Source organism: Sulfitobacter sp. 15WGC (assembly GCF_005068605.1).
Classification (GTDB): Bacteria; Pseudomonadota; Alphaproteobacteria; order Rhodobacterales; family Rhodobacteraceae; genus Sulfitobacter; species Sulfitobacter faviae.
In genome coordinates, this window is sequence record NZ_SZNL01000005.1 from 52,745 (window position 1) to 78,206 (window position 25,462).

General features: G+C 61.4%; 24 protein-coding genes and 2 pseudogenes. 13 read left to right on the plus strand and 13 right to left on the minus strand.

Going from position 1 to position 25,462, the window contains the following annotated elements:
• Positions 1-20: 20 nt before the first annotated feature.
• From FCK22_RS05640 to FCK22_RS05665, 6 genes and pseudogenes are all read right to left on the minus strand, one after another.
• Entirely contained in the window at positions 21-452 is a 432-nt protein-coding gene (locus tag FCK22_RS05640) for a universal stress protein (protein ID WP_067268202.1), read from the minus strand.
• A 12-nt stretch (positions 453-464) separates the two neighbouring features.
• Entirely contained in the window at positions 465-3,218 is a 2,754-nt protein-coding gene (locus FCK22_RS05645) for a TRAP transporter permease (protein ID WP_067268203.1), read from the minus strand.
• A 101-nt stretch (positions 3,219-3,319) separates the two neighbouring features.
• Positions 3,320-4,279 (minus strand): TAXI family TRAP transporter solute-binding subunit, encoded by a 960-nt coding sequence (locus FCK22_RS05650; RefSeq protein ID WP_067268205.1) that lies wholly within the window; start codon positions 4,277-4,279, stop codon positions 3,320-3,322.
• 222 nt (positions 4,280-4,501) lie between these two features.
• Positions 4,502-6,102, minus strand: a pseudogene (locus tag FCK22_RS05655) (dipeptide ABC transporter ATP-binding protein).
• Positions 6,099-6,914, minus strand: a complete 816-nt coding sequence (locus FCK22_RS05660; RefSeq protein ID WP_067268208.1) for an ABC transporter permease — start codon at positions 6,912-6,914, stop codon at positions 6,099-6,101. Before FCK22_RS05660 ends, FCK22_RS05655 begins: the two are co-directional and overlap by 4 nt.
• Positions 6,911-7,858 carry an ABC transporter permease gene (locus FCK22_RS05665; protein ID WP_067268211.1) on the minus strand — a complete coding sequence of 316 codons (948 nt, stop codon included), beginning with the start codon at positions 7,856-7,858 and terminating at the stop codon, positions 6,911-6,913. Before FCK22_RS05665 ends, FCK22_RS05660 begins: the two co-directional genes overlap by 4 nt.
• 251 nt (positions 7,859-8,109) lie before the next feature.
• Here FCK22_RS05665 and FCK22_RS05670 point away from each other — a divergent pair, with 251 nt between their 5' ends.
• Positions 8,110-8,547 carry an HdeA/HdeB family chaperone gene (locus tag FCK22_RS05670; RefSeq protein ID WP_067268212.1) on the plus strand — a complete coding sequence of 146 codons (438 nt, stop codon included), beginning with the start codon at positions 8,110-8,112 and terminating at the stop codon, positions 8,545-8,547.
• A gap of 76 nt (positions 8,548-8,623) precedes the next feature.
• Here FCK22_RS05670 and FCK22_RS05675 read toward each other — a convergent pair whose 3' ends face one another.
• A complete protein-coding gene (locus FCK22_RS05675) occupies positions 8,624-10,108 on the minus strand; it encodes an ABC transporter substrate-binding protein (RefSeq protein WP_067268209.1) in 1,485 nt (494 codons plus the stop codon).
• A gap of 158 nt (positions 10,109-10,266) precedes the next feature.
• Here FCK22_RS05675 and FCK22_RS05680 point away from each other — a divergent pair, with 158 nt between their 5' ends.
• The 3 genes from FCK22_RS05680 to FCK22_RS05690 all read left to right on the plus strand — a co-directional run bounded on the left by FCK22_RS05680 (position 10,267) and on the right by FCK22_RS05690 (position 13,517).
• Positions 10,267-11,529 carry an Hsp70 family protein gene (locus tag FCK22_RS05680; protein WP_067268214.1) on the plus strand — a complete coding sequence of 421 codons (1,263 nt, stop codon included), beginning with the start codon at positions 10,267-10,269 and terminating at the stop codon, positions 11,527-11,529.
• A 164-nt stretch (positions 11,530-11,693) separates the two neighbouring features.
• Entirely contained in the window at positions 11,694-12,539 is an 846-nt protein-coding gene (locus FCK22_RS05685; RefSeq protein ID WP_067264141.1) for a formate/nitrite transporter family protein, read from the plus strand.
• Positions 12,540-12,581: 42 nt separating this feature from the next.
• Positions 12,582-13,517, plus strand: a complete 936-nt coding sequence (locus FCK22_RS05690; protein ID WP_067264143.1) for a YihY/virulence factor BrkB family protein — start codon at positions 12,582-12,584, stop codon at positions 13,515-13,517.
• A gap of 31 nt (positions 13,518-13,548) precedes the next feature.
• Here FCK22_RS05690 and FCK22_RS05695 read toward each other — a convergent pair.
• Positions 13,549-14,250: pseudogene (locus tag FCK22_RS05695) on the minus strand (Crp/Fnr family transcriptional regulator); the annotation flags it as partial.
• Positions 14,251-14,340: 90 nt separating this feature from the next.
• On the opposite strand from FCK22_RS05695, the gene FCK22_RS05700 reads away from it, so the two are divergent.
• Positions 14,341-14,712 (plus strand): hypothetical protein, encoded by a 372-nt coding sequence (locus FCK22_RS05700; RefSeq protein ID WP_136720277.1) that lies wholly within the window; start codon positions 14,341-14,343, stop codon positions 14,710-14,712.
• On the opposite strand, the gene FCK22_RS05705 is transcribed toward FCK22_RS05700, so the two are convergent.
• The 3 genes from FCK22_RS05705 to FCK22_RS05715 all read right to left on the minus strand — a co-directional run bounded on the left by FCK22_RS05705 (position 14,663) and on the right by FCK22_RS05715 (position 16,235).
• Positions 14,663-14,998 carry a phage holin family protein gene (locus FCK22_RS05705; RefSeq protein ID WP_169306059.1) on the minus strand — a complete coding sequence of 112 codons (336 nt, stop codon included), beginning with the start codon at positions 14,996-14,998 and terminating at the stop codon, positions 14,663-14,665. The two genes, FCK22_RS05700 and FCK22_RS05705, sit on opposite strands and share 50 nt — an antisense overlap.
• Positions 14,999-15,013: 15 nt before the next feature.
• Positions 15,014-15,319: a DUF883 family protein gene (locus FCK22_RS05710; protein ID WP_067264153.1), complete on the minus strand. Its 306-nt coding sequence runs from the start codon at positions 15,317-15,319 to the stop codon at positions 15,014-15,016.
• A 106-nt stretch (positions 15,320-15,425) separates the two neighbouring features.
• Positions 15,426-16,235, minus strand: a complete 810-nt coding sequence (locus FCK22_RS05715) for a response regulator (RefSeq protein WP_067264155.1) — start codon at positions 16,233-16,235, stop codon at positions 15,426-15,428.
• A 93-nt stretch (positions 16,236-16,328) separates the two neighbouring features.
• On the opposite strand from FCK22_RS05715, the gene FCK22_RS05720 reads away from it, so the two are divergent.
• The 4 genes from FCK22_RS05720 (at position 16,329) to FCK22_RS18850 (ending at position 19,090) form a co-directional block, all read left to right on the plus strand.
• Positions 16,329-16,499, plus strand: a complete 171-nt coding sequence (locus FCK22_RS05720) for a NepR family anti-sigma factor (protein WP_197470876.1) — start codon at positions 16,329-16,331, stop codon at positions 16,497-16,499.
• Complete coding sequence (locus tag FCK22_RS05725; RefSeq protein WP_067264157.1) at positions 16,499-17,056, plus strand: RNA polymerase sigma factor; 558 nt, start codon at positions 16,499-16,501, stop codon at positions 17,054-17,056. The genes FCK22_RS05720 and FCK22_RS05725 overlap by 1 nt, the downstream gene beginning before the upstream one ends.
• A gap of 2 nt (positions 17,057-17,058) precedes the next feature.
• The gene (locus FCK22_RS05730; RefSeq protein ID WP_067264160.1) at positions 17,059-18,783 is read left to right on the plus strand and encodes a histidine kinase dimerization/phosphoacceptor domain -containing protein; all 1,725 of its coding nucleotides are present in this window, start codon (positions 17,059-17,061) and stop codon (positions 18,781-18,783) included.
• A 139-nt stretch (positions 18,784-18,922) separates the two neighbouring features.
• Positions 18,923-19,090 carry a hypothetical protein gene (locus FCK22_RS18850; RefSeq protein WP_156505676.1) on the plus strand — a complete coding sequence of 56 codons (168 nt, stop codon included), beginning with the start codon at positions 18,923-18,925 and terminating at the stop codon, positions 19,088-19,090.
• Between the two features lie 70 nt (positions 19,091-19,160).
• Here FCK22_RS18850 and FCK22_RS05735 read toward each other — a convergent pair whose 3' ends face one another.
• Positions 19,161-19,712, minus strand: a complete 552-nt coding sequence (locus FCK22_RS05735) for a cupin domain-containing protein (protein ID WP_067264163.1) — start codon at positions 19,710-19,712, stop codon at positions 19,161-19,163.
• Positions 19,713-19,892: 180 nt separating this feature from the next.
• Here FCK22_RS05735 and gabT point away from each other — a divergent pair, with 180 nt between their 5' ends.
• The 4 genes from gabT to FCK22_RS05755 all read left to right on the plus strand — a co-directional run bounded on the left by gabT (position 19,893) and on the right by FCK22_RS05755 (position 24,681).
• A complete protein-coding gene (gene gabT / locus FCK22_RS05740; RefSeq protein WP_197470838.1) occupies positions 19,893-21,293 on the plus strand; it encodes a 4-aminobutyrate--2-oxoglutarate transaminase in 1,401 nt (466 codons plus the stop codon).
• Positions 21,294-21,525: 232 nt separating this feature from the next.
• Complete coding sequence (locus tag FCK22_RS05745; RefSeq protein ID WP_067262789.1) at positions 21,526-22,515, plus strand: P1 family peptidase; 990 nt, start codon at positions 21,526-21,528, stop codon at positions 22,513-22,515.
• Positions 22,508-23,317, plus strand: coding sequence for an alpha/beta hydrolase (locus tag FCK22_RS05750; protein ID WP_067262787.1), 810 nt, complete (start codon positions 22,508-22,510; stop codon positions 23,315-23,317). The genes FCK22_RS05745 and FCK22_RS05750 overlap by 8 nt, the downstream gene beginning before the upstream one ends.
• Positions 23,314-24,681: a tetratricopeptide repeat protein gene (locus tag FCK22_RS05755; protein WP_067262783.1), complete on the plus strand. Its 1,368-nt coding sequence runs from the start codon at positions 23,314-23,316 to the stop codon at positions 24,679-24,681. The genes FCK22_RS05750 and FCK22_RS05755 overlap by 4 nt, the downstream gene beginning before the upstream one ends.
• Before the next feature lie 15 nt (positions 24,682-24,696).
• On the opposite strand, the gene FCK22_RS05760 is transcribed toward FCK22_RS05755, so the two are convergent.
• On the minus strand, positions 24,697-25,386 hold the full coding sequence (locus tag FCK22_RS05760) for a fumarylacetoacetate hydrolase family protein (protein ID WP_067262780.1): 690 nt from the start codon (positions 25,384-25,386) through the stop codon (positions 24,697-24,699).
• Positions 25,387-25,462 lie beyond the last annotated feature (76 nt).

Here is a 25,462-nt window from a genome sequence, read left to right on the forward strand (position 1 = left end):
ATCTCCGCGAAGCACCTGTCTTACGCCCTCACGACCAGAACGGAAACAGGGGAACGACGCACAATGCGGTCGGCGTTGGAGCCGACGAGGAATTCGCGCAGGCTGTCGGGGTGCTCGGACCCCATGACCACCAGATCGGCGTTTGATTTCTTTATCGTTTTCAGCGCCTCGCGGTGGATCTTGCCGAATTTCAGGTGCTGCTTCACCTTTACGTCATCAGGCACCTCACGCTCGACCAGCTGTTCAAGCGCCTTGGCCGCGCGGCCCGTGGCCTGTTTCTCGTAATCCGCGGGAAAGAACCCTTCGACCAGCGGCGTGCCCATATCCGGCACGACCGAGAGGATATGCAGCGTGCCTTTGGAGAGGCGGATCATATCAATCGCCTGCGGCAGCGCCTTTTCCCATGATTTCGGGTCGCTCAGATCAACTGTCAGCAGAATGTTATCGAACATGATGCGCCCTCCTCAGGCTGTCGCGGGCTTACGGGGGGCCTGCGCGGCACGGCCCCGTTGCAAGAAGACCACCAGCGCCAGAAGTAGCAGGGCGGGGATGAACATCCAGTACTTGCTGGGTTGCGGCATCGGTTTCAGCACCCGCAGTACCTCTTGATCCCAATCGAGGCCCGCGCCCTGCGCCGGGCTGTCATAGAGGACATCGTCGATGATCATCTTGTCGCCATCCTCGCGGAACATGAGACCCGCGGCCTCCAGCTTCTCGGCCCCAGTCTCACCTTCGCCGATGGGCAGCAGCGCCACGAACTCCAGCGGATCGCCCAGATCGTTCACGCCCGAGATGCGCAGCCGCAGCCGTTCGCCCGCGGGGGTCTCTTCAGCGGCCTGAACGATCTCGGTCGGGGCTTCCTCGCTATAGGGGGGATAGATCATGTCCATCCAAAAGCCCGGGCGGAACAGGGTAAAGGCGATGAGCAGCAGCGCGATAGTCTCGTAGAAACGGTTGCGGGCCAGAAAGAAGCCTTGGGTCGCCGCCGCGAAAAGCAGCATGGCCACGGTCGCCACCACAAAGATGAACAACCCCTGCCCCCATGTGACCCCGATCAGCAGCAATTCCGTGTTGAAGATAAACAGGAACGGCAACGCCGCGGTGCGCAGAGAGTAGAAGAAGGCGACAAGCCCAGTGCGGATCGGATCACCGCCCGAAACGGCGGCGGCGGCGAAACTCGCCAGACCCACGGGCGGGGTCACATCCGCCATGATGCCGAAGTAGAAGACGAAGAGATGCACCGCGATCAGCGGCACGATCAGCCCGTTCTGCTGGCCCAGCGTCACGATCACCGGCGCCAGTAGGGCCGAGACGACGATATAGTTCGCCGTGGTGGGCAGCCCCATGCCAAGGATCAGCGACAGCACCGCGGTCAGGAACAGGATGGCAAGGATATTGCCGCCCGAAAGCACTTCGACCACATCCGCCAGCGCCGAGCCGACACCGGTCTGGCTAACCGCGCCGACGATGATGCCCGCCGTGGCGGTGGCGATGCCGATACCGATCATGTTGCGCGCGCCGGTGACCAGACCGTCGATCAGGTCAAGGAACCCGGCTTTGACATCGTTGACGAACTGGCTTTCACCCCGGAACATCGCCATCAGCGGGCGCTGCGTCAGCAGGATGAAGATCATATAGGCCGCCGCCCAAAAGGCCGAGAGGCCGGGCGACAGGCGGTCGACCATCAGCGCCCAGACCAGCACCACGACAGGCAGGATGAAATGCAGACCGGACCGCGCAGTTGGCCCCGGCATCGGCAGAGTGGTCACCTCGGCGTTGGGGTCTTCCATCTCAAGGGGTTCTTCCTTGCTCGCCACATAAAGCAGGCCGACATAGACCGCCGTGAGGAAGACAAAGATGATATAACCCGCCGTTTCGGGGAAGGCCGGGCGGATCCAGCCCATCAGGTAGTAAACCGCGAAGGACAGCGCGCAGATCGCGATGATTGCAAAGGCGATGCCGATAAGCTGCTGCACCAGCGGCTTGGGCGTATAGGCCCGCGGCAGACCCTGCATCCCGGCTTTCATCGCCTCAAGATGCACGATGTAGACCAGCGCGATGTAAGAGATCACCGCAGGCAGGAAGGCGTGTTTGACCACGTCGAAATAGGGAATGCCGACATATTCGACCATCAGGAAGGCCGCAGCCCCCATGACGGGCGGCATGATCTGGCCGTTGACCGACGAAGCCACCTCGACCGCGCCTGCTTTTTCGGAGTTGAAGCCCACCTTCTTCATCAGCGGGATGGTGAAGGTGCCCGTGGTCACGACGTTGGCGATCGAGGAGCCCGAAATCAGGCCGGTCATGGCCGAGGCCACGACCGCCGCCTTGGCCGGGCCGCCGCGCATGTGGCCCATGAGGCTGAAGGCGACTTGAATGAAGTAGTTACCCGCCCCCGCACGGTCCAAAAGAGAGCCGAAAAGCACGAAGAGGAACACGAAAGAGGTCGACACACCAAGCGCGATGCCAAAGACGCCTTCGGTCGTGATCCACTGGTGGTTCACGATCTCCGACAGGCTGTTGCCCTTATGGGCGATGATGCTGGGCATATAGGGGCCAAGCACGGTGTAGAAGAGAAAGACGCTCGCCACGATCATCAGCGCGGGACCGAGGGCGCGGCGGGTCGCTTCGAGCAGGATTAACAGGCCGGTCACCCCTGCGATATAATCCGGCAGGATCGGCGCGCCGACGCGGTTGGCGATGTCACGGTAAAAGATAAAGAGATAGAGCGCGCAGAAGGTGCCGACGATGGCCAAGGCCCATTCCCAGATCGGAATGCGGTTCTTGGGCGACCCGAGCAGCACTGTCGCGACCACAAAGGCCGCCGGGATCGGGATCCACCAGACCGCGGTGGAATCCTTCGTACTGACCATAAAGAGCGCGGCAAGAACGATGGGAACGATGACGCCAAGCGCCACCTGAAAACTGGTGCGCGTGGCCGGAAACACCATGATGCCAAGGAATACGGCAAAGCCAAGGTGAATGGAGCGGGCCAGCGTATCGTTGAAAAGGCCGATGGGCGAGGCGATGTAGAGTTGGAATAGGGACCAAGCCAAGGCCACCAGCAGCAGCAAGGTGCCCATCAACCCGCTGACAGAACGCCCACCCGTATCAGAAGAAGCGACAAGTTCGTCCAGCTCCGCTTGGCTCAATCCGCCCCGGTCACCGGTCGCGGCGGTTTCAACAGCCGCCGCCTTTTGCTGGTCCTTCTCAGACATATCGTCCCCCTGTCGGCTCCACCTTGGGGCGGATGCGCATATTGTTCTTCGGGCCTCTGACGGCAGCGTACCGCCGCCAGAGCTATCATGTCACGGATAGATTACTCGAGCCAACCTTGCTCTTTGTAATACTTCTCGGCGCCGGGGTGCAGCGGCGCGGAAAGACCGCCCGAGATCATTTCCTCTTGGGTCAGGTTCTCAAAGGCAGGGTGCAGACGCTTGAAACGGTCGAAGTTGTCAAAGACCGCCTTGACCACCTGATAGACGACTTCGTCGTCAACATCGGCGGAGGTCACGAAGGTGGCTTTCACACCAAAGGTTTTCACGTCTTCGTCGGTGCCCTTATACATGCCGCCCGGCACGGTGGCCTCGGCATAATAGGGGTTGTCGTCGATCAGACCTTGGATCGCGTCACCGTCCACGGGGATCAGCTTGGCGTCGACGGTCGACACGGCTTCTTGGATCGAACCGTTGGGGTGGCCCACGGTGTAGATGATCGCGTCCACCTTGTTGTCGCCCAGAGCGGCGGCTTGCTCAGCCGGTTTCAGCTCGGAAGCCAGTGCGAAATCGTCCAGCGTCCAGCCTTTGGCGTCCATCACGACTTCCATGGTGGCGCGCTGACCGGAACCGGGGTTGCCAATGTTCACGCGCTTGCCTTTGAGGTCGTCGAAGGACTCGATGCCGCTGTCGGCACGGGCGATGACGTTGAAGGGCTCACCATGCACGGAGAAGACCGCGCGCAGGTTGTCGAACTTGTCACCCTCGAACTGGGAAGAGCCGTTGTAGGCGTGGAACTGCCAGTCGGACTGGGCCACGCCCATGTCCATGTCGCCCGCTTTAATCGCGTTGATGTTGGCGATGGACCCGCCGGTCGACGGCGCGGTGCATTTCAGGTTGTGATCCGCGGTGCCGCGGTTCACCAGACGGCAGATCGACTGACCGACGACAAAGTAAACGCCTGTCTGACCACCGGTGCCGATGGTGATGAACTTTTCCTGAGCCATGGCCGCAGTGCCGGCCACCATGGCACCGGTCATCGCGAGCATTTTGAACATTTTCATAAGATGTCTCCCATTGTTATAATTGGCGGACCACCCTTTAGGCCTCCGCCATTGCATGCACAAGTAGAGCGCCGCAGCCTTCAGGCAATTGACTGGGCAGGGAAATTTCAAACGCGCCGTTCGGGCCGCGAGCAGACATGCCCCTGTGGCGGGAATCCCCGATTTCACGTTAGGTCGGTTTTTCATCGCAATCAATGCGGCTGACACGAAGGGCCGCGAAGCCTACCCGACGGGCTGGGGCAGGTCAGGCAGAACCGGCGCGGCGGCGATCAGCGATTTAGTATAAGCATGCTGCGGCGCGTCAAAGACCTGCGCGGTCTCTCCGGCCTCGACGATCTTGCCAGACTGCATCACCAACACCCGATCCGTCACCGTGCGCACCACCGACAGGTCATGCGAGATGAAAAGATAGGTCAGGTCATAATGGCTGCAAAGATCGGCCAGCAGATCAAGGATCTGCGCCCGGACCGAGACATCAAGCGCGCTGACGGCCTCATCGAACAGGATCAACTCAGGCCGGATGATCAGCGCCCGGGCAATGGCGATCCGCTGGCGCTGACCGCCGGAGAATTCGTGAATGTATTTCCGCGCATCCGCCGGGCGCAGTCCCACGGCGGTCAAGGCTTCGTCGATCGCGCGGGATCGGTCGGCCCCCTGCGGCGGGTTGTCGAGCAGGTGAAACGGCTCGGTCACCAAACGGTCGACCCTGTGGCGCGGGTTGAAGCTGCCGAAAGGGTCTTGAAACACCACCTGCATCTTGCGGCGCACGGCGAGGTTCGGCTGCGTCCCGGTAAAGACCGGCTGGCCATCGACAGTGATACTGCCCTCTTGCACCGGCTCCAGACCCAAAATCGCCCGCGTCAGGGTCGATTTCCCGCAACCGGATTCCCCGACCAGCCCCAAACGCTCCCCCCGGTTCAGGGTAAAGCTGAGGTGGTCCACCGCGCGGAACGTGCCGGGCGCGCCGAAGAGTGTCTTGCGCGGCAGATGGTAGTCGCGGCAGACGCCTTTGACCTCTAACAGAGGCTGAGGCGCGGGCGTGCGGGCAGGTTCACCTCATGGCGTGAGGCGTCGAAAAGCATTTTGGTATAGGGATGCTGCATGTTGTGCAGCAGGGCCTGCGTCTCCCCCTGTTCGACGATCTGCCCCTTGCGCATGACGATGATCCGGTCGGCCATATCCGCCACGACGGCAAGGTCGTGGGTAATCATCAACAGCCCCATGCCGTCTTCGCGCGCCAAACGGGTCAGCAGGGCGAGGATCTGCGCCTGTGTGGTGACATCCAGCGCGGTGGTCGGCTCATCGGCAATTAGCAGACGGGGGCGCAGGGCGATGGCGATGGCGATCACCACCCGCTGGCGCTGCCCACCGCTCAGCTCATGCGGATAGCGCGACAGGGGGAAGCGGTCTTGGGGCAGGCCGACGCGGGTCAGCGTATCGGCGGCACGGGCCTCGGCCTCGGCCCGGGAGACGCTGGGTTCATGCACCCGGATGGTCTCAGCCACTTGGCGACCGATGCTCTGCACCGGGTTGAGCGCGGTCATCGGCTCTTGGAACACCATGCCGATGTCATTGCCGCGCATATCGCAAAGCGCTGCCTCGTCCATCTGGGTCAGATCGTCCTCGCCCAGCATGATATGCCCGGTCGTCGTCGCGCCCTTGGGCAAGAGTTGCATCGCCGCCAGCGCGGTCATCGACTTGCCCGAGCCGCTTTCCCCGGTCACGGCCACAATCTCTCCCGGTGCGACGGAAAAAGTCACCCCGTCTAGGATGCGCAGCCCGTGGATCGAGAGCGAAAGATTGGAAACGGTCAGAAGCGTCATGTGCGTGCCACCCTCAGACGGGGATCAAGCAGATCGCGCAGCCCGTCACCCATCAGGTTCAGCCCCAGCACCGTCAGGATGATCGCGAACCCCGGCATCAGGGCCATATGCGGCGCAATGCTGACCATGGTCTGCGCATCGGCCAGCATCCGGCCCCAAGACGGCACCGGCGGCTGCGCGCCGAGGCCGACATAGCTCAGCCCCGCCTCGGCGAGGATGCCGAGAGAGAATTGGATGGTCCCCTGCACGATCAGCAGATTGGCGACATTGGGCAGGATATGCTCGAACGAGATCCGCGCCGCGGATTTGCCCGCCACCCGTGCCGCCATGATGAACTCCCGCTGCCACAGCGACAGCGCCGCACCACGGGTGATCCGAGCGAAAACGGGAATGTTGAAGATGCCGATGGCGATAATGGCATTGATCGCCCCCGCCCCGAAAACCGCCGTGATCAGAATGGCGATGACGATGGCCGGAAAGGCAAAGACCAGATCATTGCCGCGCATGATGACCTCATCCACAAGGCTGCCGCGCCGCGCCGCGGCCCAAAGCCCCAACGGCACACCCACGCCCATGCCAATGCCCACCGCCACCAGCGCCACGGCGATAGAGGTGCGCGCACCGACCATGATCATGCTCAGAATATCGCGGCCAAAGTGATCCGTGCCCATCGGATGCGCCAGCGACGGGCTGCGCAGCTTGTTCGCAATATCAAGCCCGGCATAGTCATAGGGCGTCCAGACAAAGGAGATCAGCGCGGCCAGCAGAAAGACCGAGGTCAGCACGGCCCCAAGAAACAGGTTGCGGTTCATGTGCGGGCCCTCAACCGGGGATCGACGGCGGCATAGGCCAGATCGACAAGGAAGTTCACCAAGATCACCGAAAAGACCAAGAGCATCACGACCGACTCGACCACGATCAAATCCCGCGCCGAGATCGACTGAAACACCAGTCGCCCCAACCCCGGCAGGTAAAAGACCTGTTCGATAATGATCGACCCGGCCAGCAGGAAGGAGAATTGCAAGCCGATGATGGTCAGCACCGGGATCAGCGCATTGCGCAGCCCGTGCCGCCAAAGCGCCTGCCGCGCCGTCAGCCCCTTGGCCCGCGCGGTGCGCATGAAATCTTCGCCCAGCACATCCAACAGGGCCGAGCGCATGACCCGCGCAAGGATCGCCGCCTGCGGCAAGGCCAGCGCGATGGCGGGCAGGGTCAGCGCGTGCAGCCCGACGAAAAGCCCCTTGTCCCATCCGACGAAACCGCCTGCCGAAAACCAGCGCAGGTTGATCGAAAAGATCAGCACGAGGATCATTGCGAACCAGAAGTTCGGCACCGCCACGCCCAATTGCGTCGCCCCCATCACGCCCACATCCCCCGCCCGACCGCGGCGCGAGGCGGCATAGATGCCCGCCGGAAAGGCCACGATGACAGAGAGGAAAAGCGCATAAAGCGCCAAGGGTACAGAGACCCAAAGCCGGTCGCCGATCATCTCGGTCACCGGGGTGCGATAGGTGTAGGAGGTGCCGAAATCCCCCTGCAACATGCCACCGACCCATTCCAGATAACGCTCTGGCCGGGACTGATCGAGCCCCAGTTCACTGCGCAACGCGGCCAGTGTTTCGGGCTGGGCATTCAAGCCCAGCATAAAGGAGGCCGGATCGCCGGGGGCGACCTCGATCACCATGAAAATCACCAGCGACGCGACTGCGAGACTGATGAGCAAGGAGAGAAATCTTTTCAACGCATAGCGCAACATAGCGCGGAGGTTAGGCGGCACGCTCGGGAGGGTCCAGAGCCCGCGTGCAGTTTCCCCCGCGAGAAAGAAAAAAATGATCATTTTTTGGATGTTCGGCAAGCTGCGCCCCGAATGATCGCCGAAAGAATCCAGTCAAGGCATGCCCTTAGCCACTCTGGGAGCGGTTTTCGCGGGGCTTATTGCTATGCGCTGGAACCATATCGGTTATGCGGTGTTGTTTTCGGGAGAACAGACAAAACTGGAGAATGAAAATGAAGACGACTTTGAAAACACTTGCGATCGCCGGCCTTTTGGGCACCGTTTCCGCACCCGCTTTTGCCGCCGCTCACATGGACATGGCCACCATGACCTGCGCCCAGTACCAAGAACTGAGCGATGACGACAAAATGAAAGTCGCATCCATGGCAATCGCCGAGCTGGAAGATGGCGGCCACGGTGGCTCCCTGATCACCGAAACCAAGAGCGACGGTTCCGAGCCGAGCGACATCTCCGCTGAAGAAGCGACAGATTCCGAAGAGACCGAAGATTCCCTGATCGACAACACCAAAGCCGTTGAAGATTCCGAAGACGCCGACGTGATGGCCGACACGGACATGCAGCAGGAAATGGAAGACTTCATGGTCGTCTGCAACCAGAACCCTGACGCGCTGGTAAGCGAAGCCGCTGCTGGTATGCGCGGCAAAGACTAATAGGTCTTCGCATCTAATTATAAAGGGCGCGCCTCACGGCGCGCCCTTTTTGGTGTCTCAACATGATCCTTTCAGATCACTCCGCCCAGCTGACGCCGGTCAGATCGGTCGCCTGTGTCGGTGCGTTCACCCAAAGCCCTTCGACCCCAGCCTTGGCAATCGTCGGGAAGGCGAGCTGGAACAAGTAACCGTTCACATAGTCTTCGGCGATGATACGCTGCGCCTTGGCCAGCATCTCGCTCCGTGCGGCGGGGTCTGCCGTCTTGTTGAACTCGGTCATCAGCGACTGGAATTCGGCATTGTCATACTGGAAGTAATAGTCCGGGTTGGCATAGATGTTGATGTCCATCGGCTCGGTATGGCTGACGATCGACAGGCCGAAATCCTTGCCCTTGAACACGGTTTCCAACCACTGCGCCCATTCGACATTGGTGATCTGCGCCTTGATGCCAACCTCGGCCAGCTGCGCGGCGATGATCTCACCCCCGCGGCGGGCGTAGGAGGGGGGCGGCAGGTGCAATGTCGTCTCGAACCCATCGGGGAAACCGGCCTCGGCCAGCAGCGCCTTGGACTTTTCGGGATCGTAGCTGCTCATCTCCGTCAGGTCGACGTAGTCCGGGTTATGCGGTGCGAAATGGGTGCCGATGGGCGTGCCATAGCCGAACATCGCGCCGTCGATGATCGCTTGCCGGTCGATGGCATGGGCCACGGCCTCACGCACTTTGACGTTATCAAAAGGTTCGCGCTGGTTGTTGATCGACAGGATCGTTTCCCCTTCGGTCGAGCCGATCAGAACCTGAAACCGCGGGTCGGCTTCGAACTGGGGGATATTCTCGGGCGCAGGGAAGCCGGTGAAAACATCGACATCTTCAGCCATGACGGAGGCGAAAGCCGCTGTCGGGTCCGAGATGAATTTGAACGTCGCGCTGGCCAGCGCGGGCGCTTCGCCCCAATAATCTTCATTCCGAGTCAGGGTGATCTTGTCGCCTTGGTTCCAGTTCTCAAATTTGAAAGCGCCGGTGCCGATTGGGGTCTGTTTGATCGTCTCGACAGACTCTGGCGCCACGATCACCGCATCGCCCCAAGCGAGGTTGAAAAGCATGTTGCCGTTCGGCTCGCTCAGTTTGACCTCAACGGTCTGCGGGTCGATGACATTCACCTCGGAAATCGCGGAGTAAAGTGCCTTTTGCGCGTTGGCGCTGTCTTCGGCATTGATCCGGTCGAGGGTGAATTTCACATCCTCGGCATCCATCGTGGTGCCATCGTGAAAGGTTACCCCCTCGCGCAGCTTGAAGGTATAGGTGAGCCCGTCTTCGGAAATCTCCCAAGATTCCGCCAGCCCCGGCACGACAGAGCCGTCGCCCATGAAGCGGGTCAGCCCTTCGAAAACATTGGTATATAGCACCGAGTCGATGGCGCCCGCAGCGGCGGAAGTCGGATCGAGGTGCGGCGGCTCAAGCTGCATGGCGACGGTGATGTCGTCCTTGGCAAGGGCCGTTGTGGCGGCAGCGACCAATGCGGCGCTGGCCACACCGGTCATCAAGCGGTTCAAACGGTTCATGAAAGTCTCCCATATTGGTGTATTTTTTGCGAGGCTAGCCAAAAGCCACGCGGCACGCCAGCCTTCGTTGCCAAGCGCGCGCGAGAAGGGTATCGCGGGTGCTTTGCACGAGCGCGCCGCGCATCGGGGCGACCGTGAAAAGGCATCAGGAGAACATCATGGCCACGCTGGGGATTGATTTCGGAACCTCCAACACCGCGGCGGGCATTGCCGTTGACGGCACGCCGCGTCTGATCCCGCTGGAGGCTGAGGCGCAGACCCTTCCGACGGCGGTCTTCTTTGATTTCGAAGCGCGGGAAATGCGGATCGGTGCCGCGGCATCCGACGCGCTGCTGGCCGGGGCCGAGGGCCGCTATATGCGCGGGTTAAAAAGCCTGCTTGGCACCCGGCTGATGCGCGAACGAAGGGTGCTTTTGGGCGAAAGGCTCGACTTTATCGACATCGTGGCGCGGTTTCTGGCGCGGGTCAAAACGCAGGCCGAGGCCACCACGGGACTGCACTTCGACAGGGCGCTCTCGGGCCGTCCGGTGCGCTTTCATTCCGCCGATGATGCTCGCGATGCACAAGCCCTGACAGACCTGCGCGAGGCCTATGGTCGGGCGGGTTTCGATCATGTGGACTTTATGAACGAACCCGAAGCCGCCGCGATTGCCAATCGCGCGGCCTTGCGTCCCGGGGATCTGGGGCTGGTCATCGATATCGGCGGCGGCACCTCGGATTTCACGCTGTTCCGGCAGCGCGGGAATGATGAGATCGACATTCTGGAAAGCCACGGCATTCGGCTGGGCGGGACCGATTTCGACCGGTCCCTGTCGATCGGGCGGGTGATGCCGCAGCTTGGCATGGGCAGCGAAATTCGCCACGCTTTCGGGGGTGACACCCATATCGCGCCCAATGCGATCTTTAACGACCTGGCCACTTGGGCGAAGATTCCGTTTCTCTATGGGCCGGAGACCCGCAAGGCGGCGGCGGAACTCCATAAGTTCGCCGAACATCCCAAACATCTGGCTCGCTTGGTTAAAGTACTCGACGAAGAGCTTGGCCATGACCTCGCCTTTGCTGTCGAAGCGGGCAAAATCCGTGCCAACGGGGCGGGGGGCGCGGGGGATGCTGATCCGGTGATCGACGTGTCGATGCTCAAACCCCGCGCGACCTTGCCCCTGCCCCGCGATTGGATGCGCAAGCGGCTGTCGAAACTCGGCGTGCAGATGGGGGATGCGGCAGAGGCGACGGCGCAGAAGGCAGGCCTCGGGCCCGAGGCAGTGGACCGGCTGATCTTTGTCGGCGGGTCGAGCCTGATGGCGGTGGTCGAAGAGGAGATGCGGGCGCGCTTTCCACGGGCGGAACTGCATCGCGGGGCAGCGCTGACGGCGATTGTTGAGGGGTTGGCCTTGCGGGCCGGTGGGGATGAACACGGCTGATCCGGCAGGTTGAGAGTGCGGGATCGGTATTTGAGAAAGGATGAAGGTGAAGGGGGGCTCGAAAGGGCCGCTGGTGATGCGGCATGGGGCTGCGGTCTTTTTACTGTGCAGATGGTGGGGGCGGGCTATGTTCATCATGTCCATAGTTTTTAGGAAGAACGCGCATGGCCCCACTGATCCAGAAGAAACCCCCGACCTCTGCTGTGCAGGAGGAAGCGGAAGAACGCTCTGTCAGTGATGCGGCGGCGCTGTCGCCCAAGCTGATTTATGAGGTGATCCGCCGCGAGGGGCGCGATGAGTTGAACCGCACCAACCGGTCGCTGATCTGGTCGGGGATTTCCGCGGGGATGCTCATCAGTCTTTCTGTCTTGGGCGAGGCGATTTTCCGGACCTATCTGCCGGATGCGGAATGGCGGTTCCTGCTGGAGAACCTTGGCTATTCCTTGGGTTTCATCGCGGTCATCATGGGCCGGATGCAATTGTTTACCGAGAACACCATCACCACCGTCTTACCGCTGATGCAGGAGCGTAGTTTGGGTGTCTTATGCAGCCTATTGCGGCTTTGGGGTGTTGTATTGGGGGCGAATGTTGTCGGGGCTTTTGCGGCGGCCACGCTGTTTATTTATACGCCTGCGATTCCAGAAAACATTCTGCCCGCCATTATCAGCCTTTCGGAACATGCCACCGGGATGGGGGTGTCGGAGGCGTTCTGGCGGGGCATTCCGGCGGGCGTGATCGTGGCGCTGATCGTTTGGATGCTTCCGCAGGCGGATGAGGCGGCGTTTTTCCTGATCCTGACCTTTACTTGGCTGATCGCGGCGGGGGATTTCACCCATATTGTCGCCGGGTCGGTCGAGATGGCGGCGCTGCTTTTGCATGGCGGCTTGGGGGTCGGTCAGGCGATCTTTGGCTTCTTCCTGCCGGTGCTTGTGGGCAACATCATCGGCGGCACGGTGGTCTTCACCCTTGTTGCCTGGGGCCAGGTCCGCGACGATGTGGAGGACAGTTGAGGCAAAGCGGTCCCGATCAATGGCGGGGCCGAATTGAGAGGAATGGCATTCGTGTTGCGCAGACCCCCGACCCGACCGGCAATCTATTGGGATGCTTTCAAAGCGAGCCTGAAACAGGCGGCGGAGGACAACCTTGCGCTGATCTCGGCCGGGGTGGCGTTTTTCGCCATGTTGTCGCTGTTTCCGGCGCTGGCGGCATTGATCGCGCTTTTGGGGCTGATTTCAGACCCTGTCGTCGTCGTCGCCCAATTGGAGGAAGTGCGCGGGCTGCTGCCGGATGATGTCTATGACATCATTAATACGCAGGTGACCGGCTTGGTCACTGCGCGGGCCGATACGCTGGGTTGGGCCGGTATCGTGTCACTGCTGGTGGCGCTTTGGTCCGCCCGGGCCGGGGTGGGGGCGATGGTGATCGGATTGAACGCCGTTTACAACGAGCGCAACCGCAATGCCGCGAAACACTACCTTCATGCCCTGCTTCTGACGGTGAGCCTTGTGGCGGTGGGCATCGTGGCGCTGCTGGCGGTGGTGATCGCGCCGATCATTCTGGCCTTCATCCCGCTTGGCCCCTTTGGCAATGCGGTGGCCGACCTTTTGCGTTGGACCGTGGCAACGGTGGTTTTGTTTGCCGGGGTTGGGGTGCTTTACCGCTTTGGCCCGAACCGGCGGGCGGCGCGGCTGCCGTGGCTCAGCAGCGGGGCGATCTTGGCGGTGCTGTCTTGGGCGGTGCTTTCCATCGGTTTTTCCTATTATGTGGCCAATTTCGGCAACTACAATCAGGTCTATGGCTCGATCGGGGCGGTGATCGCGATGTTAATCTGGCTTTGGATCAGCAGCTTTCTGATCTTGTTTGGGGCCGCGTTGAACGCGCAGGTGGAGCGGCGGACGCGGCCTGACAGCACCGTTGGCCCGGCCAAGCCGCGCGGGCAGCGCGGGGCGGAGGCGGCGGATACCTATATCGATGTGGCGCAGGACTGACGGTTAGAGCAGCGGGCGTTTTTTGGCGGCTTTCCAGATCGGTCATCCCCTCTTTCGCCAAGGCGGCGAGATCGTTGATTTGCAGCACCCTGTCGGACCATGACAGCAACTGACGCTCTTTCAGGGCGCCGAGGGTCTTGTTGGTGTGCACCACCGAGAGGCCAAGCGCATCGGCCAGATCGCGTTGCGAATAGGGCAGCAGCATTTGGTTGTGGGTAACCATCCCGAGCGACTGGCCGCGTTCGAAAATCTTGACCATCGCCCAAGCGATGGCCTGCATCGCGCTGCGTTGGCCGATGGTTGCGAGGACTTCGCCCATGAAATGCTCTTCGATGGCCGCCAGCCAAGTGATGTCAAAGGCGCGTTCGGGGTGGGATCTGAAGAAATTCCAGAACTCACTGCGGTTAAAAACGCAGAGCCGCATATGGGTCCGGGCTTCGACGGAATGGCCCATTTCACCCATGATGCCAGCCTGTAGCCCGATGAAATCGCCGGGGAAGACAAAGCTGATGACCTGCCGGCTGCCGTTCTCTAGCGTCTTGTCGCGGATGCCCATTCCGGTGAGCGCCGTGTAAAGCTGGGGCGAGTTCGACCCTTCCAGCAGGATCGGCGTGCCCGGTTCGACGGTCAACTCACCTGACTTGAACTTCTCCATGAAGCTCACTTCTTCTTTCGACATCGGCAGGAAGGCATCCTTGCGCCGAAGGGGGCAATAGCGGCATTGTGTCGTCATTAGATAAAATTTGCCTTCATATGTCTTAGTTTAATGCGCGTGTTTTGCGCACCCCCTACACCGACGACTTTGCTTACCCGGGGGAAGACCATGTCGATCTTGATCTACGAACCGGACCCATTGGTCTGTTCAGACATAAATGAAACGCTTTCTGCCGCGTTTCCGCAATCTCAAATTGAAGTATTGGAAAGCTTTGATCTCAACGCCTTGGTGGACAACGTCAACGACACGGAATTCGCGGTCCTGTCGCTGCGGCGCGAACAGTTGCATCAGCATCTGTCGGAACTGTCGAACTTGCGGGAGTGGTTTCCGATCATCTGCATCATGAACGATACGCCACGGCTGGCAAAGGTAGGCGAGCGGCTGAAATTCATCACCCGCCCGTTTTCCAGCAGCAACCTGCTGGCGGCTGTTAACGGCGCGCTTTCTGACCCGCGGTTATGCCAGCCAGAAATGCCATGACCAGGTTCTTCAGGCCATCCTGATCGGAGGCGGCGGGATCTTCTTGCCGGGACGGCTGCGCAGCGGCCGCACCGTCTGATCCGGCGATGGCGAGCAAGAGAAAGCCCATCCCGAAATAGACAGCGCCGAGGATCAGCGCGGCGGTGAGCGCTGTGGTGACGGTGATGAGGTAAAGCCATGCCGCCAGCGTCAGAAACAGCAGGCCGATCAGCAGAAAAAGCGCGGCCCCGGCGCTGAGCATGGCGGTACGCAGCGCCCGTCGCAGGGAGCCGCGCAGATGTTGCATCACCGAAGACAGCATTTAGCGGCGGGCCGTCACAAGACCGACGAGGAAACCGATGCCTGCGGCAATCCCCAAAGCGGTTCCGGGCTGGGCCTTGAGGAATTCCTCGGCCTGTTGCTGAACTTCCATCGCCTTGAGGCGCCCCGTATCGGCGAAATCATTCGCCGCGTTGCGAGCATTGTCGCGCATCTCTTCCGACTTGGCCTTGCCATAGTCGCCCAGGGTTTCGGTCAGCGATGCGATGTCTTTTTTGAGAAGTGCGATCTGATCCGAAAGATCGTCAATCGTCACCTCTTTTGCGGCAGCGGTTGTGGTCTTGGCCATGCGGACCTCCTGAATGTTTGGGTGATGTTAGGCGGCACGCGCTTATAATGCAAAAGGTTCCCGGCGCGACGTTGCGCGCGGGGAACCCTGTTTTCGTGGCTCAGCTTCAGGCGTTGAGCGTTTCCGTGGAGGAAAAGAACATCGCTTGCGACACGGCCGAGACGACCTGATCCACCGAATAGGGTTTGGAGATCAGGAAGGCAGGCTCGGGCTTGTCGCCGGTCAGCAAACGTTCGGGGAAGGCGGTGATGAAGATCACCGGACGCATGCCCAGCTCGTTCAGCAGGTCGTTCACTGCGTCGATGCCCGAAGAGTTGTCGGCCAGCTGGATATCGGCGAGGATCAGGTCCGGCACATCGGCCTTGCCCAGTTTCACCGCCTCTTCACGGGTGCGGGCGATGCCGGTCACCCGGTGGCCCATCTCGGCCACGATAGATTCAATGTCCATCGCTATGATGGCTTCGTCCTCGATGATCATCACCGAACCCGAGGTGCTGTCGGCCATTTCGCGATGGGCGATCTGGATCAACTCACCCGCTTCGGCCTCATCCACACCGATGATCTTGGCGATTTCCCCGTGAGAGAAGCCTTCGATCGTGTGCAGCAAAAGCGCTTCACGGCTGTTGTTCGTGAGGCTGGAAAGATGGCGCTGTGCCTTGGCCCGTGGGCCGCTTTCGCCCTCTTCCACCGGGGCGCCTGCGCTGGCCCAAATACCGTACAAAACCTTGAAAAGACCCGTCTTTGTATCTACTCCATCGAGCACCGAGCGATCAACCAAGATGGCTTCGAGGGCTGCCGCGGCAAAGGTGTCGCCACTGGTCTGGCTGCCTGTCATCGCCCGCGCGAACCGGCGAAGGTAGGGGATGTTGGCTCCCAGTTCATCGCTGATGCTGGTCTTTTGTGTCGCATCGTTCATCTAGTCGAATCCTTTTTACTTTTCTTGGAACCAAACACGTCGACATTGTGTTTGGTTCCAGTATGCATGCATAATTATTCAAACGAGACGACGATGCCAGAGGTGATGTTAGTGAATTCAGGAAACAAGGACGAGCGCGAGCGCGTCATCGACGACAACCTCAAACGGGTCTTCGATGAGACGCTCGAAGAAGGCATCCCTGATCGTTTCAAGGATCTGCTTCAGAAGTTGAAGGAACAGGATTCAGAAAAAGGAACGTCATGATGACCCGTCCCGATCCGCGCGACGAGCTGGTAGAACATCTGCCGGCCATGCGGGCCTTTGCCATCAGCCTGACACGCAATGGTGCCACGGCAGACGACATGGTGCAGGACACCTTGGTCAAGGCGTGGACCAACATCGAAAAGTTCCAAGAAGGCACAAATATGCGTGCTTGGCTCTTCACGATCCTGCGTAACACCTACTATTCCTCGCGCCGCAAGGCGAAGCGCGAAGTCTCGGATGTGGATGGCGTGCTGACCGATGGGCTGGCCGAAAAGCCCGCGCACGATGGCCACATGCAGATGACCGACTTCCGCAAAGCGCTGGCCCTTTTGAAGGACGAACAACGCGAAGCGCTGCTTCTTGTCGGAGCCTCCGGTTTCTCTTACGAAGAGGCTGCGGAAATGTGTGGTGTCGCTGTTGGCACCATCAAAAGCCGCACCAACCGGGCGCGCGCCCGCCTTGCCGAACTGCTGGGTCACCATGACGACGAGTCGCTTGAAATGACCGATGACGCAACAATGTCTGTCCTATCCGCATCTAAAGTTTCCTCTTTTTAAATATGACATCTGGCTTCTTCAGCGGTGATCTGATGCGTGGGCTGACGATCCGTATCCTGCTGTTTCTGTCTCTCGCGCTTTTGCCCATCGGGCTGATCGCGGTTGTACAGACACGGCAGATCGCGGATCAGAGTCGCCAAAGCGCGGAGCTATCGCTGATCGCCGTGACGGAACAAGCCTCCGCGGCGGAACGCCGGGTGATCCAAGAGGCTTTTGGCGCGGCCGAAGCGCTCACCGCCATTGTGCGGCTCAGGCGGGAAGATCCCGAGGAATGCACGGCCTTCCTTAGGGAATACAAACAGGCGTCAGACATCTATTCGCTTGTGGGTTTCATCGGGCTAGACGGACAAATGACCTGCTCCTCCACGGGGCAGGATCATGACTTTTCGCAGGATGAGAATTTCCAGACCCTGCTGGAAAACCCGGTCCGCCGCGCGATGCCAGTGTTGCAGGGAGCGGTCAGCAACCAAGTGGTGACGCTGATCAACGCGCCGGTCTACGAAGAGCGCGAGTTGATCGGCTTCATGGCACTTAGCATCCCCGAGGATGCGATCAACGCGATCCGCGAGCCCAAGAGCAAACACAGAAGCGTCGCGATGATGACCCTCAATAAGATGGGTCATATTCTTACCACCGAAAACGGGCTAGAGGTGGCCAAGACAGAATATCCCAGCGATGTCGCCCTGTCGCTCTTGACCACCAAAGAGCCCAATGTCTTTCTTTCGCAAAATTCCGACGGCCAAGAACGCGCCTATGTGATCGTGCCGATCGTGCCCGACACGGTCTTCGCGCTTAGCGTTTGGCCCAGCAACACCCCGTTTTTGGACACCGGCGTTTCGACCCGCCTCAGCGCGCTTTTGCCCATCGTCATGTGGCTGGCGAGCCTTATCGTGGCCTTCTGGGCGCTGAACCGTCTGGCGATCAACCATATCCGCAAGCTCGGGCGGCAGATGCGGCGCTTCGCGCTGAACCGTACCCTGCCGCGTGGGACACTCGGCCCCTCGGTTCCCACCGAATTGGTCGAGATGGAGGCTGCTTTTGTCGGCATGGCGGAATCCATCCTACGGGACGAGGCGACGCTGGAAGACAGCCTTCGGCAGAAAAATATCCTGCTGAAAGAGGTGCACCACCGGGTCAAAAACAACCTGCAACTGATCTCTTCGATCATGAACATGCAAATCCGGCAGGCCAAAAGCGAAGATGCGCGTTTCGTGTTGCGCCGGTTGCAAGACCGTATCCTCAGCCTCGCCACGGTGCATAAGAACCTCTATCAGAATGATGATCTGGTCCGTGTCAACGCCAGTGAGTTGTTGACCGAGATCGTGGGCCAGATGCTCTCCGTCGGCCTGGCTTCCGGGTCTGGCGTGAAGGTGGAACAATCCTTTGAGCCGATCAAGATCGACGCCGACGATGCCGCGCCGCTGACCCTGCTGGTCTCTGAGGCGCTGACCAATGCGCTTAAATACGTCTCGACGGTCGAACATGGCAAAGGCTTCATTTCGCTCAAACTGATCCAAACCGGACCAGAGCAGGCGATGCTCGAAGTGCGCAACACCATCGGCAACCCCGAAGAGGTGAAGTCCGGCACCGGGCTAGGCTCGCGTCTAATCCTCGCCTTTACCCGCCAGTTGAACGGCCAGGTCGAGGTCGAAACCAACGACGACATCTATCAGATCAGGGTGAACTTTCACGTCCCGACGGACAGTAAAATGATCTACGATTACTGAGGCCCCAAAGCCCCAATGGAATCTGGCCCGAAACGTGGCGGACCGATCACAGACTCGTCATAGGCGAAAAATTTGTCGGAACCCTTTGGCCTGCGCGCGGTTGAGCACCTGAAACGCAGTGCTAAAAAGGAACACGGAGATGACCACGGAGCTTTTTCTCGGCGGTCTGACCATCCTGACCTTAGCGGCGGTCATCATCCTTGCCCTCACCACGGGCCGAAGGGAACTTCACCCGGATGAGGACCGCGCCGGGCGCGAAAAACAGCAACCGGAGACCCAAAGGTCGAACTACCGGTCAGACTACTAAGACCTGACACCCCCTATCGACCGCCCCGAGCAGAATGCTCGGGGCGGTCGATATTTATGGGGCACCTTTTCTAGAAACTGGGCGGGGTACAGGCGCTGACGATCTCACAACTCTCGGACCCGGTGTTGCGGAACCGATGCGGCAGGCGGCTGTCGAACAGATATCCATCCCCGGCATGAAGCAGGCTGACCGCGCAATCCACCGTCACTTCGATGCTCCCGCGCACCACGACCCCGGCCTCTTCGCCCTCATGGCTCAGAAACTCAGGTCCGGTATCTGCGCCGGGCTCATAGGTTTCATGCAACACCTGAAGCGCGTGATGCGCGGCACTGCCCAACTGGCGCAGGGACACGCCGCCCTGATGGCTTGGCGAGATTTCGGTCAACTCCTCCGCGCGGTAGAAGACTTTGGCGCTGTCGTCTTCTTCCAAAATCGCAAAAAACTCGGCCATGCTGATGGGAATCGCGTCCAACAGGCTTTTGAGCGAGGCTACCGAGGGGCTGGTTCGGTTCTTTTCGATCAGCGATATCGTGCCATTGGTCAGCCCGGCCTTGGCCGCAAGCTCCCGTTGGGAGAGCCCATGTTTCTTGCGGATCGCTCTGAGTTTATCGCCGACGTTCAATGGCTTGTCCTTTGTAGGCCCCCGCGCCGCCGCCACGGGGCACGGCCTTGGGTCAACCGGGGGTCACGGGAATTGTTAGATAGAGGCTGCGATCGCGATTGACAATTATATTAAACGGAATATGGATTTTTTAAACGACACGTCACTGCCCCCTCTCTTTCGCAATAAGGTATCTGTTCCATGCCCAGCACCGTCAAGAAATCACCCCGGAAATCCGCGGCCAAGGCCAAAGCCGCGCCGCAGATCTCCGTGGTCGAGACCAACCCCGCGACCCAGCCCGACGGTCAGACCAACGCCGATCTCATCGCGCGCCGCGATGCCGCCGTGCCGCGCGGCGTCGCCTCCGCCGCGCCGATCTACGCGAAATATGCCGAGAACGCCGAGCTGTGGGACGTGGAAGGCAACCGCTACATCGACTTCGTCGGCGGCATTGGCGTGCTGAACACCGGGCACCGTCACCCCAAGGTGGTCGAGGCCGCCAAGGCGCAGGAAGATCACTACACCCACACCAGCTTTCAGGTCGTGCCCTATGGGCCTTACGTCGACCTGGCCGAGAAGCTGAACGCGCTCGCCCCCGGTGACGCGCCCAAGAAGACGCTGCTGGTCACCACTGGTGCCGAAGCCGTCGAGAACGCGGTGAAAATCGCCCGCGCTGCCACCGGCCGCCCCGGCGTCATCGCCTTTACCGGCGGCTATCATGGCCGCACCCTGCTGACGCTTGGCATGACCGGCAAGGTCACGCCCTATAAGAAAGATGTCGGCCCCTTCCCCGCGGATGTCTTCCGCGCGCCTTTCCCTTCTGTGCGCGACGGGATCACCGTGCAGGACGCGCTGACCGGGCTGAAAAACCTCTTCCTCACCGATGCCCAGCCCGAACGTGTCGCCGCGATCATCATCGAACCGGTCCTTGGCGAAGGCGGCTACACCCCCGTGCCTTTCGAGATGATGCAAGAGCTGCGCGCGATCTGTGACCAGCATGGCATTCTCCTGATCGCTGACGAGGTGCAGGCGGGCTTTGGCCGCACCGGCACATGGTTCGCGATCGAGCATTCCGGCGTGGTGCCAGACCTGATCACCGTGGCGAAATCCATGGCAGGTGGCTATCCGCTGGCCGGTGTCATTGGCCGCGCCGATGTGATGGACGCGATGGCCCCCGGCGGCTTGGGCGGCACCTATGGCGGCAACCCTGTGGCCTGCGCTGCGGCACTGGCAGCCATCGAGGCGATCGAAGACGAAGGTCTGCTGGCCCGTTCGACCGCGATGGGCGACACGCTCAAAGCCCGCTTTGCCGAGATTGGCGAGCGTTCCGCGCCCTTCCGGTTCTGGGACATCCGCGGCCTTGGCGCCATGGTCGCCGTTGAATTCGTGACCGACTTCGACAGCGCCAAGCCCGATGCCGACTTCACCAAACGCGTCATCGCCCATGCGCTGAAGCGCGGCCTGCTGCTGCTGAGCTGTGGCATGTATGGCAACGCCGTGCGCGTGATGGTCCCGCTGACAGCTTCCGACGCCATCGTCGAAGAAGGGCTCGCTATCTTCGAAGAGGCCGTCGCCGCCGCTGTCGCCGAAGAGCAGAAGTAAACCAAGCGGTCACACCGGACGGATCCGGCGCGCGGGGCAATCTGCGCGCCCATTTTTATGGCGTGCCTCCGGCGGGGGCATCCTGTCCCACCTCGGCCCTTGGCATCCGCCGAGCAAGCGCGCAAACTCCGCCCGAAATCAACGCCGGAGTGACGATGCCCTTGTTAGCCCCCTGCCCCATGTGCACCCTTGCGGGGATGTTTCACGTGAAGAGCCTGCCATGAGCGCGCCGATGCGTCCCGGCCCGCGCAACCTGATCACCGATGTGGCGGGGCTGAAGGTGGGCAATGCGCAGGATGCGCGGTTGAAATCCGGCAGCACCGTGCTGATCGGCGATGCGCCCTTCACCGCCTCTGTCCACGTCATGGGCGGCGCGCCCGGCACGCGCGAGACAGACCTGCTGGCCCCCGACAAGACCGTCGCGGCGGTCGATGCGCTGGTGCTCTCGGGCGGCTCTGCTTATGGGCTGGATGCCTGTTCGGGCGTGGTCGATGCCCTGCGTGCACAGGGCCGCGGCTTCCGCGTGGGGGACGCGCTGATCCCGCTGGTGCCCGGCGCGATCCTCTTCGATCTGCTGAACGGCGGCGATAAGGATTGGGCGCAGACCCCCTATGCCGATCTTGGCCGCCAAGCCTTGGAAGCGGCGGGCGAAGATTTTCAGATCGGCTCGGTCGGCGCGGGCACCGGCGCGCTGAGCGCGATGGTCAAAGGGGGCCTCGGCTCCGCCAGTTTGCAATTGCCAGATGGCAGCACGGTCGGCGCGCTTGTCGGGGCCAATCCGGTGGGCGCCGTCACCACCCCCGGCGACCGCTACTTCCACGCCGCCCCCTTTGAGATCGACAAAGAGTTCGGCGGGCTGGGGCCGGACCCATCCGCCGGGCTGGGGCTAAGCTTCGAGAGCCGCAAAATGGCGGCCATGTCGGCCCGCGCCAATACCACCATCGCCATCGTCGCCACCGACGCCACGCTGACCAAGGCCGAATGCCAGCGCGTCGCCGTGGCGGCCCATGACGGCATCGCCCGCGCCGTGGTGCCTGCGCATATGCCCAATGACGGCGATCTGGTCTTCTCCCTCTCCACCGCAGCGCGGCCTGCGGGGGATGTGGCGATGATCGGCCATGCCGCGGCGCTCTGCCTGTCGCGCGCCATCGCCCGCGCCATCTATGCGGCCACCCCCGCCGATGGGGATCTTTTGCCTTGTTGGAGCACGTTGAATGCCTGATCTGCCCCTCTCCGATATTTCACTTCATTACGAGGTCGACGGGCGCGGCCCGCCGCTTTTGATGCTGGCCGGGATGCTGAGCGACAGCGCGAGTTGGGGCGCTCTCGCCCCTTTGCTGTCCGATCACTTCACCCTGATCCGACCCGACAACCGCAGCACCGGGCGCACGACCCCTTGGGATGCGGAAACCTCTGTCGCGCAGATGGCGCGGGATGCGCTGGCGCTGATGGATCATCTGGGGCATGACACCTTTCACGTCGTCGGCCATTCGATGGGTGGGCTGATGGCGATGGAGCTTTTTGGCCTCGCGCCGGGTCGCATCCAAGCGCTCAGCATCCTCGCCTCTGCCCCGGTTCGCGCCCCCCGGACCATGGCAGTCTTCGATGCGCTGCTCGCCGTGCGCCGCGCGCCGGAAGGGGAGCAGCTTTGGCTGCGCGCGCTCTACCCTTGGATCTTCGCCCCCGGTTTCTTCACTGATCCTGACAATACCGAGGCCGCCCTCGCCGCAGCGCTAGCCTATCCCCATGCGCAGAGCGCGGATGCTATGGCCCATCAACTCGAAACGCTGCGCGGGTTCCGCCCCACGGTACGGCCCTCTGATCTGACCTGCCCGACCAAGGTGCTCCACGGGGCCGAAGACCTGCTGATCCCCCGCGCCGCCGCCGAGAAGGCTTTTGCAGAAATTCCCGATGTGACCCAGACCACCCTGCCCGATGCGGGCCATTCGATCCATTGGGACGCAGCCCCTGCCGTTGCCCAACACCTGCGCCAGTTCCATGACACCGCCGGAGACCCGAGATGAAACAAGACCTTTACGGATTGGAAACTTCTACCGACCGCCCGGAAACCTTGCAGGCGATCAATGACTTCATCCACGGCTTCTTGTCCTACCAACCCAAGGCCGCGGGCATCATCGCCGCCGCCGATGCCGACCCCGACGGCCCGCTGGTCAATGCCTATGCGGCGCTCTTGTGGATGTTCCTCGAACACCCCATCGCCCCCGAGAAGGCCCGCCCCTATCTGGACCGCGCCAAGGCAGCCCCCGGCGCCAATGCTCGCGAACAAGAAGTGATCCGCGCCGTTGGGCATTGGATCGACGGCGATGTGCCCGCCCTCGTCGCCACCTGTGATGCCATCACCGATCAATGGCCGCGCGATCTGGCGATGCTGAAACTGGCGCAATACCACCTGTTTAACACCGGCGATGCCGCAGGCATGCTGCGCATGGCGTTGAAATCCCTGCCCGAGGCCGAAGACATCGCCTATACCCACGGCATGATCGCCTTTGGTTATGAACAATGTCATCTGCTCGACCGGGCCGAGGCTGCTGCCCGCCGGGCGATGGAATTGCGCCATGATGAGCCTTGGGCGCACCACGCCCTTGCTCATGTGATGCTAACGCAAGGCCGTGTCGCCGAAGGCGCGCGTTTCATGGAAAGCGTGGCCGAGACGTGGAGCGATCTGAACTCCTTCATGCGGAGCCACAATTGGTGGCATCTGGCGCTGTTCTACCTGTCGCAGGGCCGTCACGACGATGTGCGTGCCGCCTATGACCAGCATATCTGGGGGCTGGAAAAGGACTATTCCCAAGACCAAGTCGGCGCTGTGTCCCTGCTGGCGCGGATGGAATTCGCGGGTGTCGATGTGGGCGATCGTTGGGGCGATGTGGCCGACCATGTGGCGGCCCGGGGGGCGGATACGGTGAGCCCCTTCCTGACGCTTCAATATCTCTATGCCCTTTGCCGCACCGGGCGTCCCGAGGCGGCAGAGATGCTCAGCGCAATCGACGCCCGCGCGAGTGAGACTGCCGCCCATGACCATGCCGCATGGGCCGAGGTCGCACTGCCCGCCGCCCGGGGCATCGCCGCCCATGCCAAGGGGGAGTGGACTACGGCGATCCGCGAGCTTGGCATGGCCCTGCCGCGCATGGGCGAATGTGGCGGCAGCCATGCGCAGCGTGACCTGTTCGAGCAAATCCACCTCGACACGCTGGTGCGCGATGGACGGGCCTCTGCCGCGCAGCAGGTGCTTGAGATGCGCCGCACCTATGACCCCGATGGCGTGCCGCTGAACCTGATGCTGGGCGAGGTCTATGAAAAGACCGGCCTGCCGGATCTGGCGGCCCAAGCCCGCGCGCGGGCCGAACGCACGCTGGCCGGGGCCTAGACCGAGCCGCGCGCTTTAGGCGCGCGGGCCGACGGTGACTTCAAACTCGGAGATGCCGTCGACCCCCCCGGTGATCACATCGCCGGGCTGCACCGCCGCGACACCGGCAGGCGTGCCGGTCATGATGATGTCACCCGGCGCCAAGGTCACGGCCTGCGACAGGGTGGCGGTATGCTCCCGCACCGACCAGATCATCTGCGACAGATCGGCCTCCTGCTTCATCTCGCCGTTCACCGCGAGCCAAAGGCGGCCCTTCTCGACCGAGGGGACATCGGCCATGGGCAGGATTGGCGCGATCGGCGCGGAGTTGTCAAAGGCCTTGGACCAGTCCCACGGGCGGCCCATCTTCTTGGCCTGCGCCTGAAGATCGCGGCGGGTGAAATCGATGCCCACCGAGGCGCCCCAAATGTGATCCATCACATCGGCTTCCGCGATATTCGCGCCGCCCTTGCCGATGGCGATGACAAGCTCTGCCTCGAAGTGGAAATCCTCCGTCAGCGGCGGATAGGGCACGGTACAGGGTGTATCCAGCGTGGCATCGGCGGGCTTGGTGAAAAAGAACGGCGGGTCGCGCATGTCATTGCCCATCTCAAGCACATGCGCCTCATAGTTGCGGCCCACGCAAAAGACACGGCGCACCGGAAAACGGTCGCTGGTGCCTTGAACGGCAAGGCTGCTTTGCTTGGGGGGATCAATCACATACATCACGGGTGTTCCTTTTGGCATAATGCCGCCAAGGAACACCCGCGCTTTGTAACAGTCAATGACCCCTTGCGCTTAT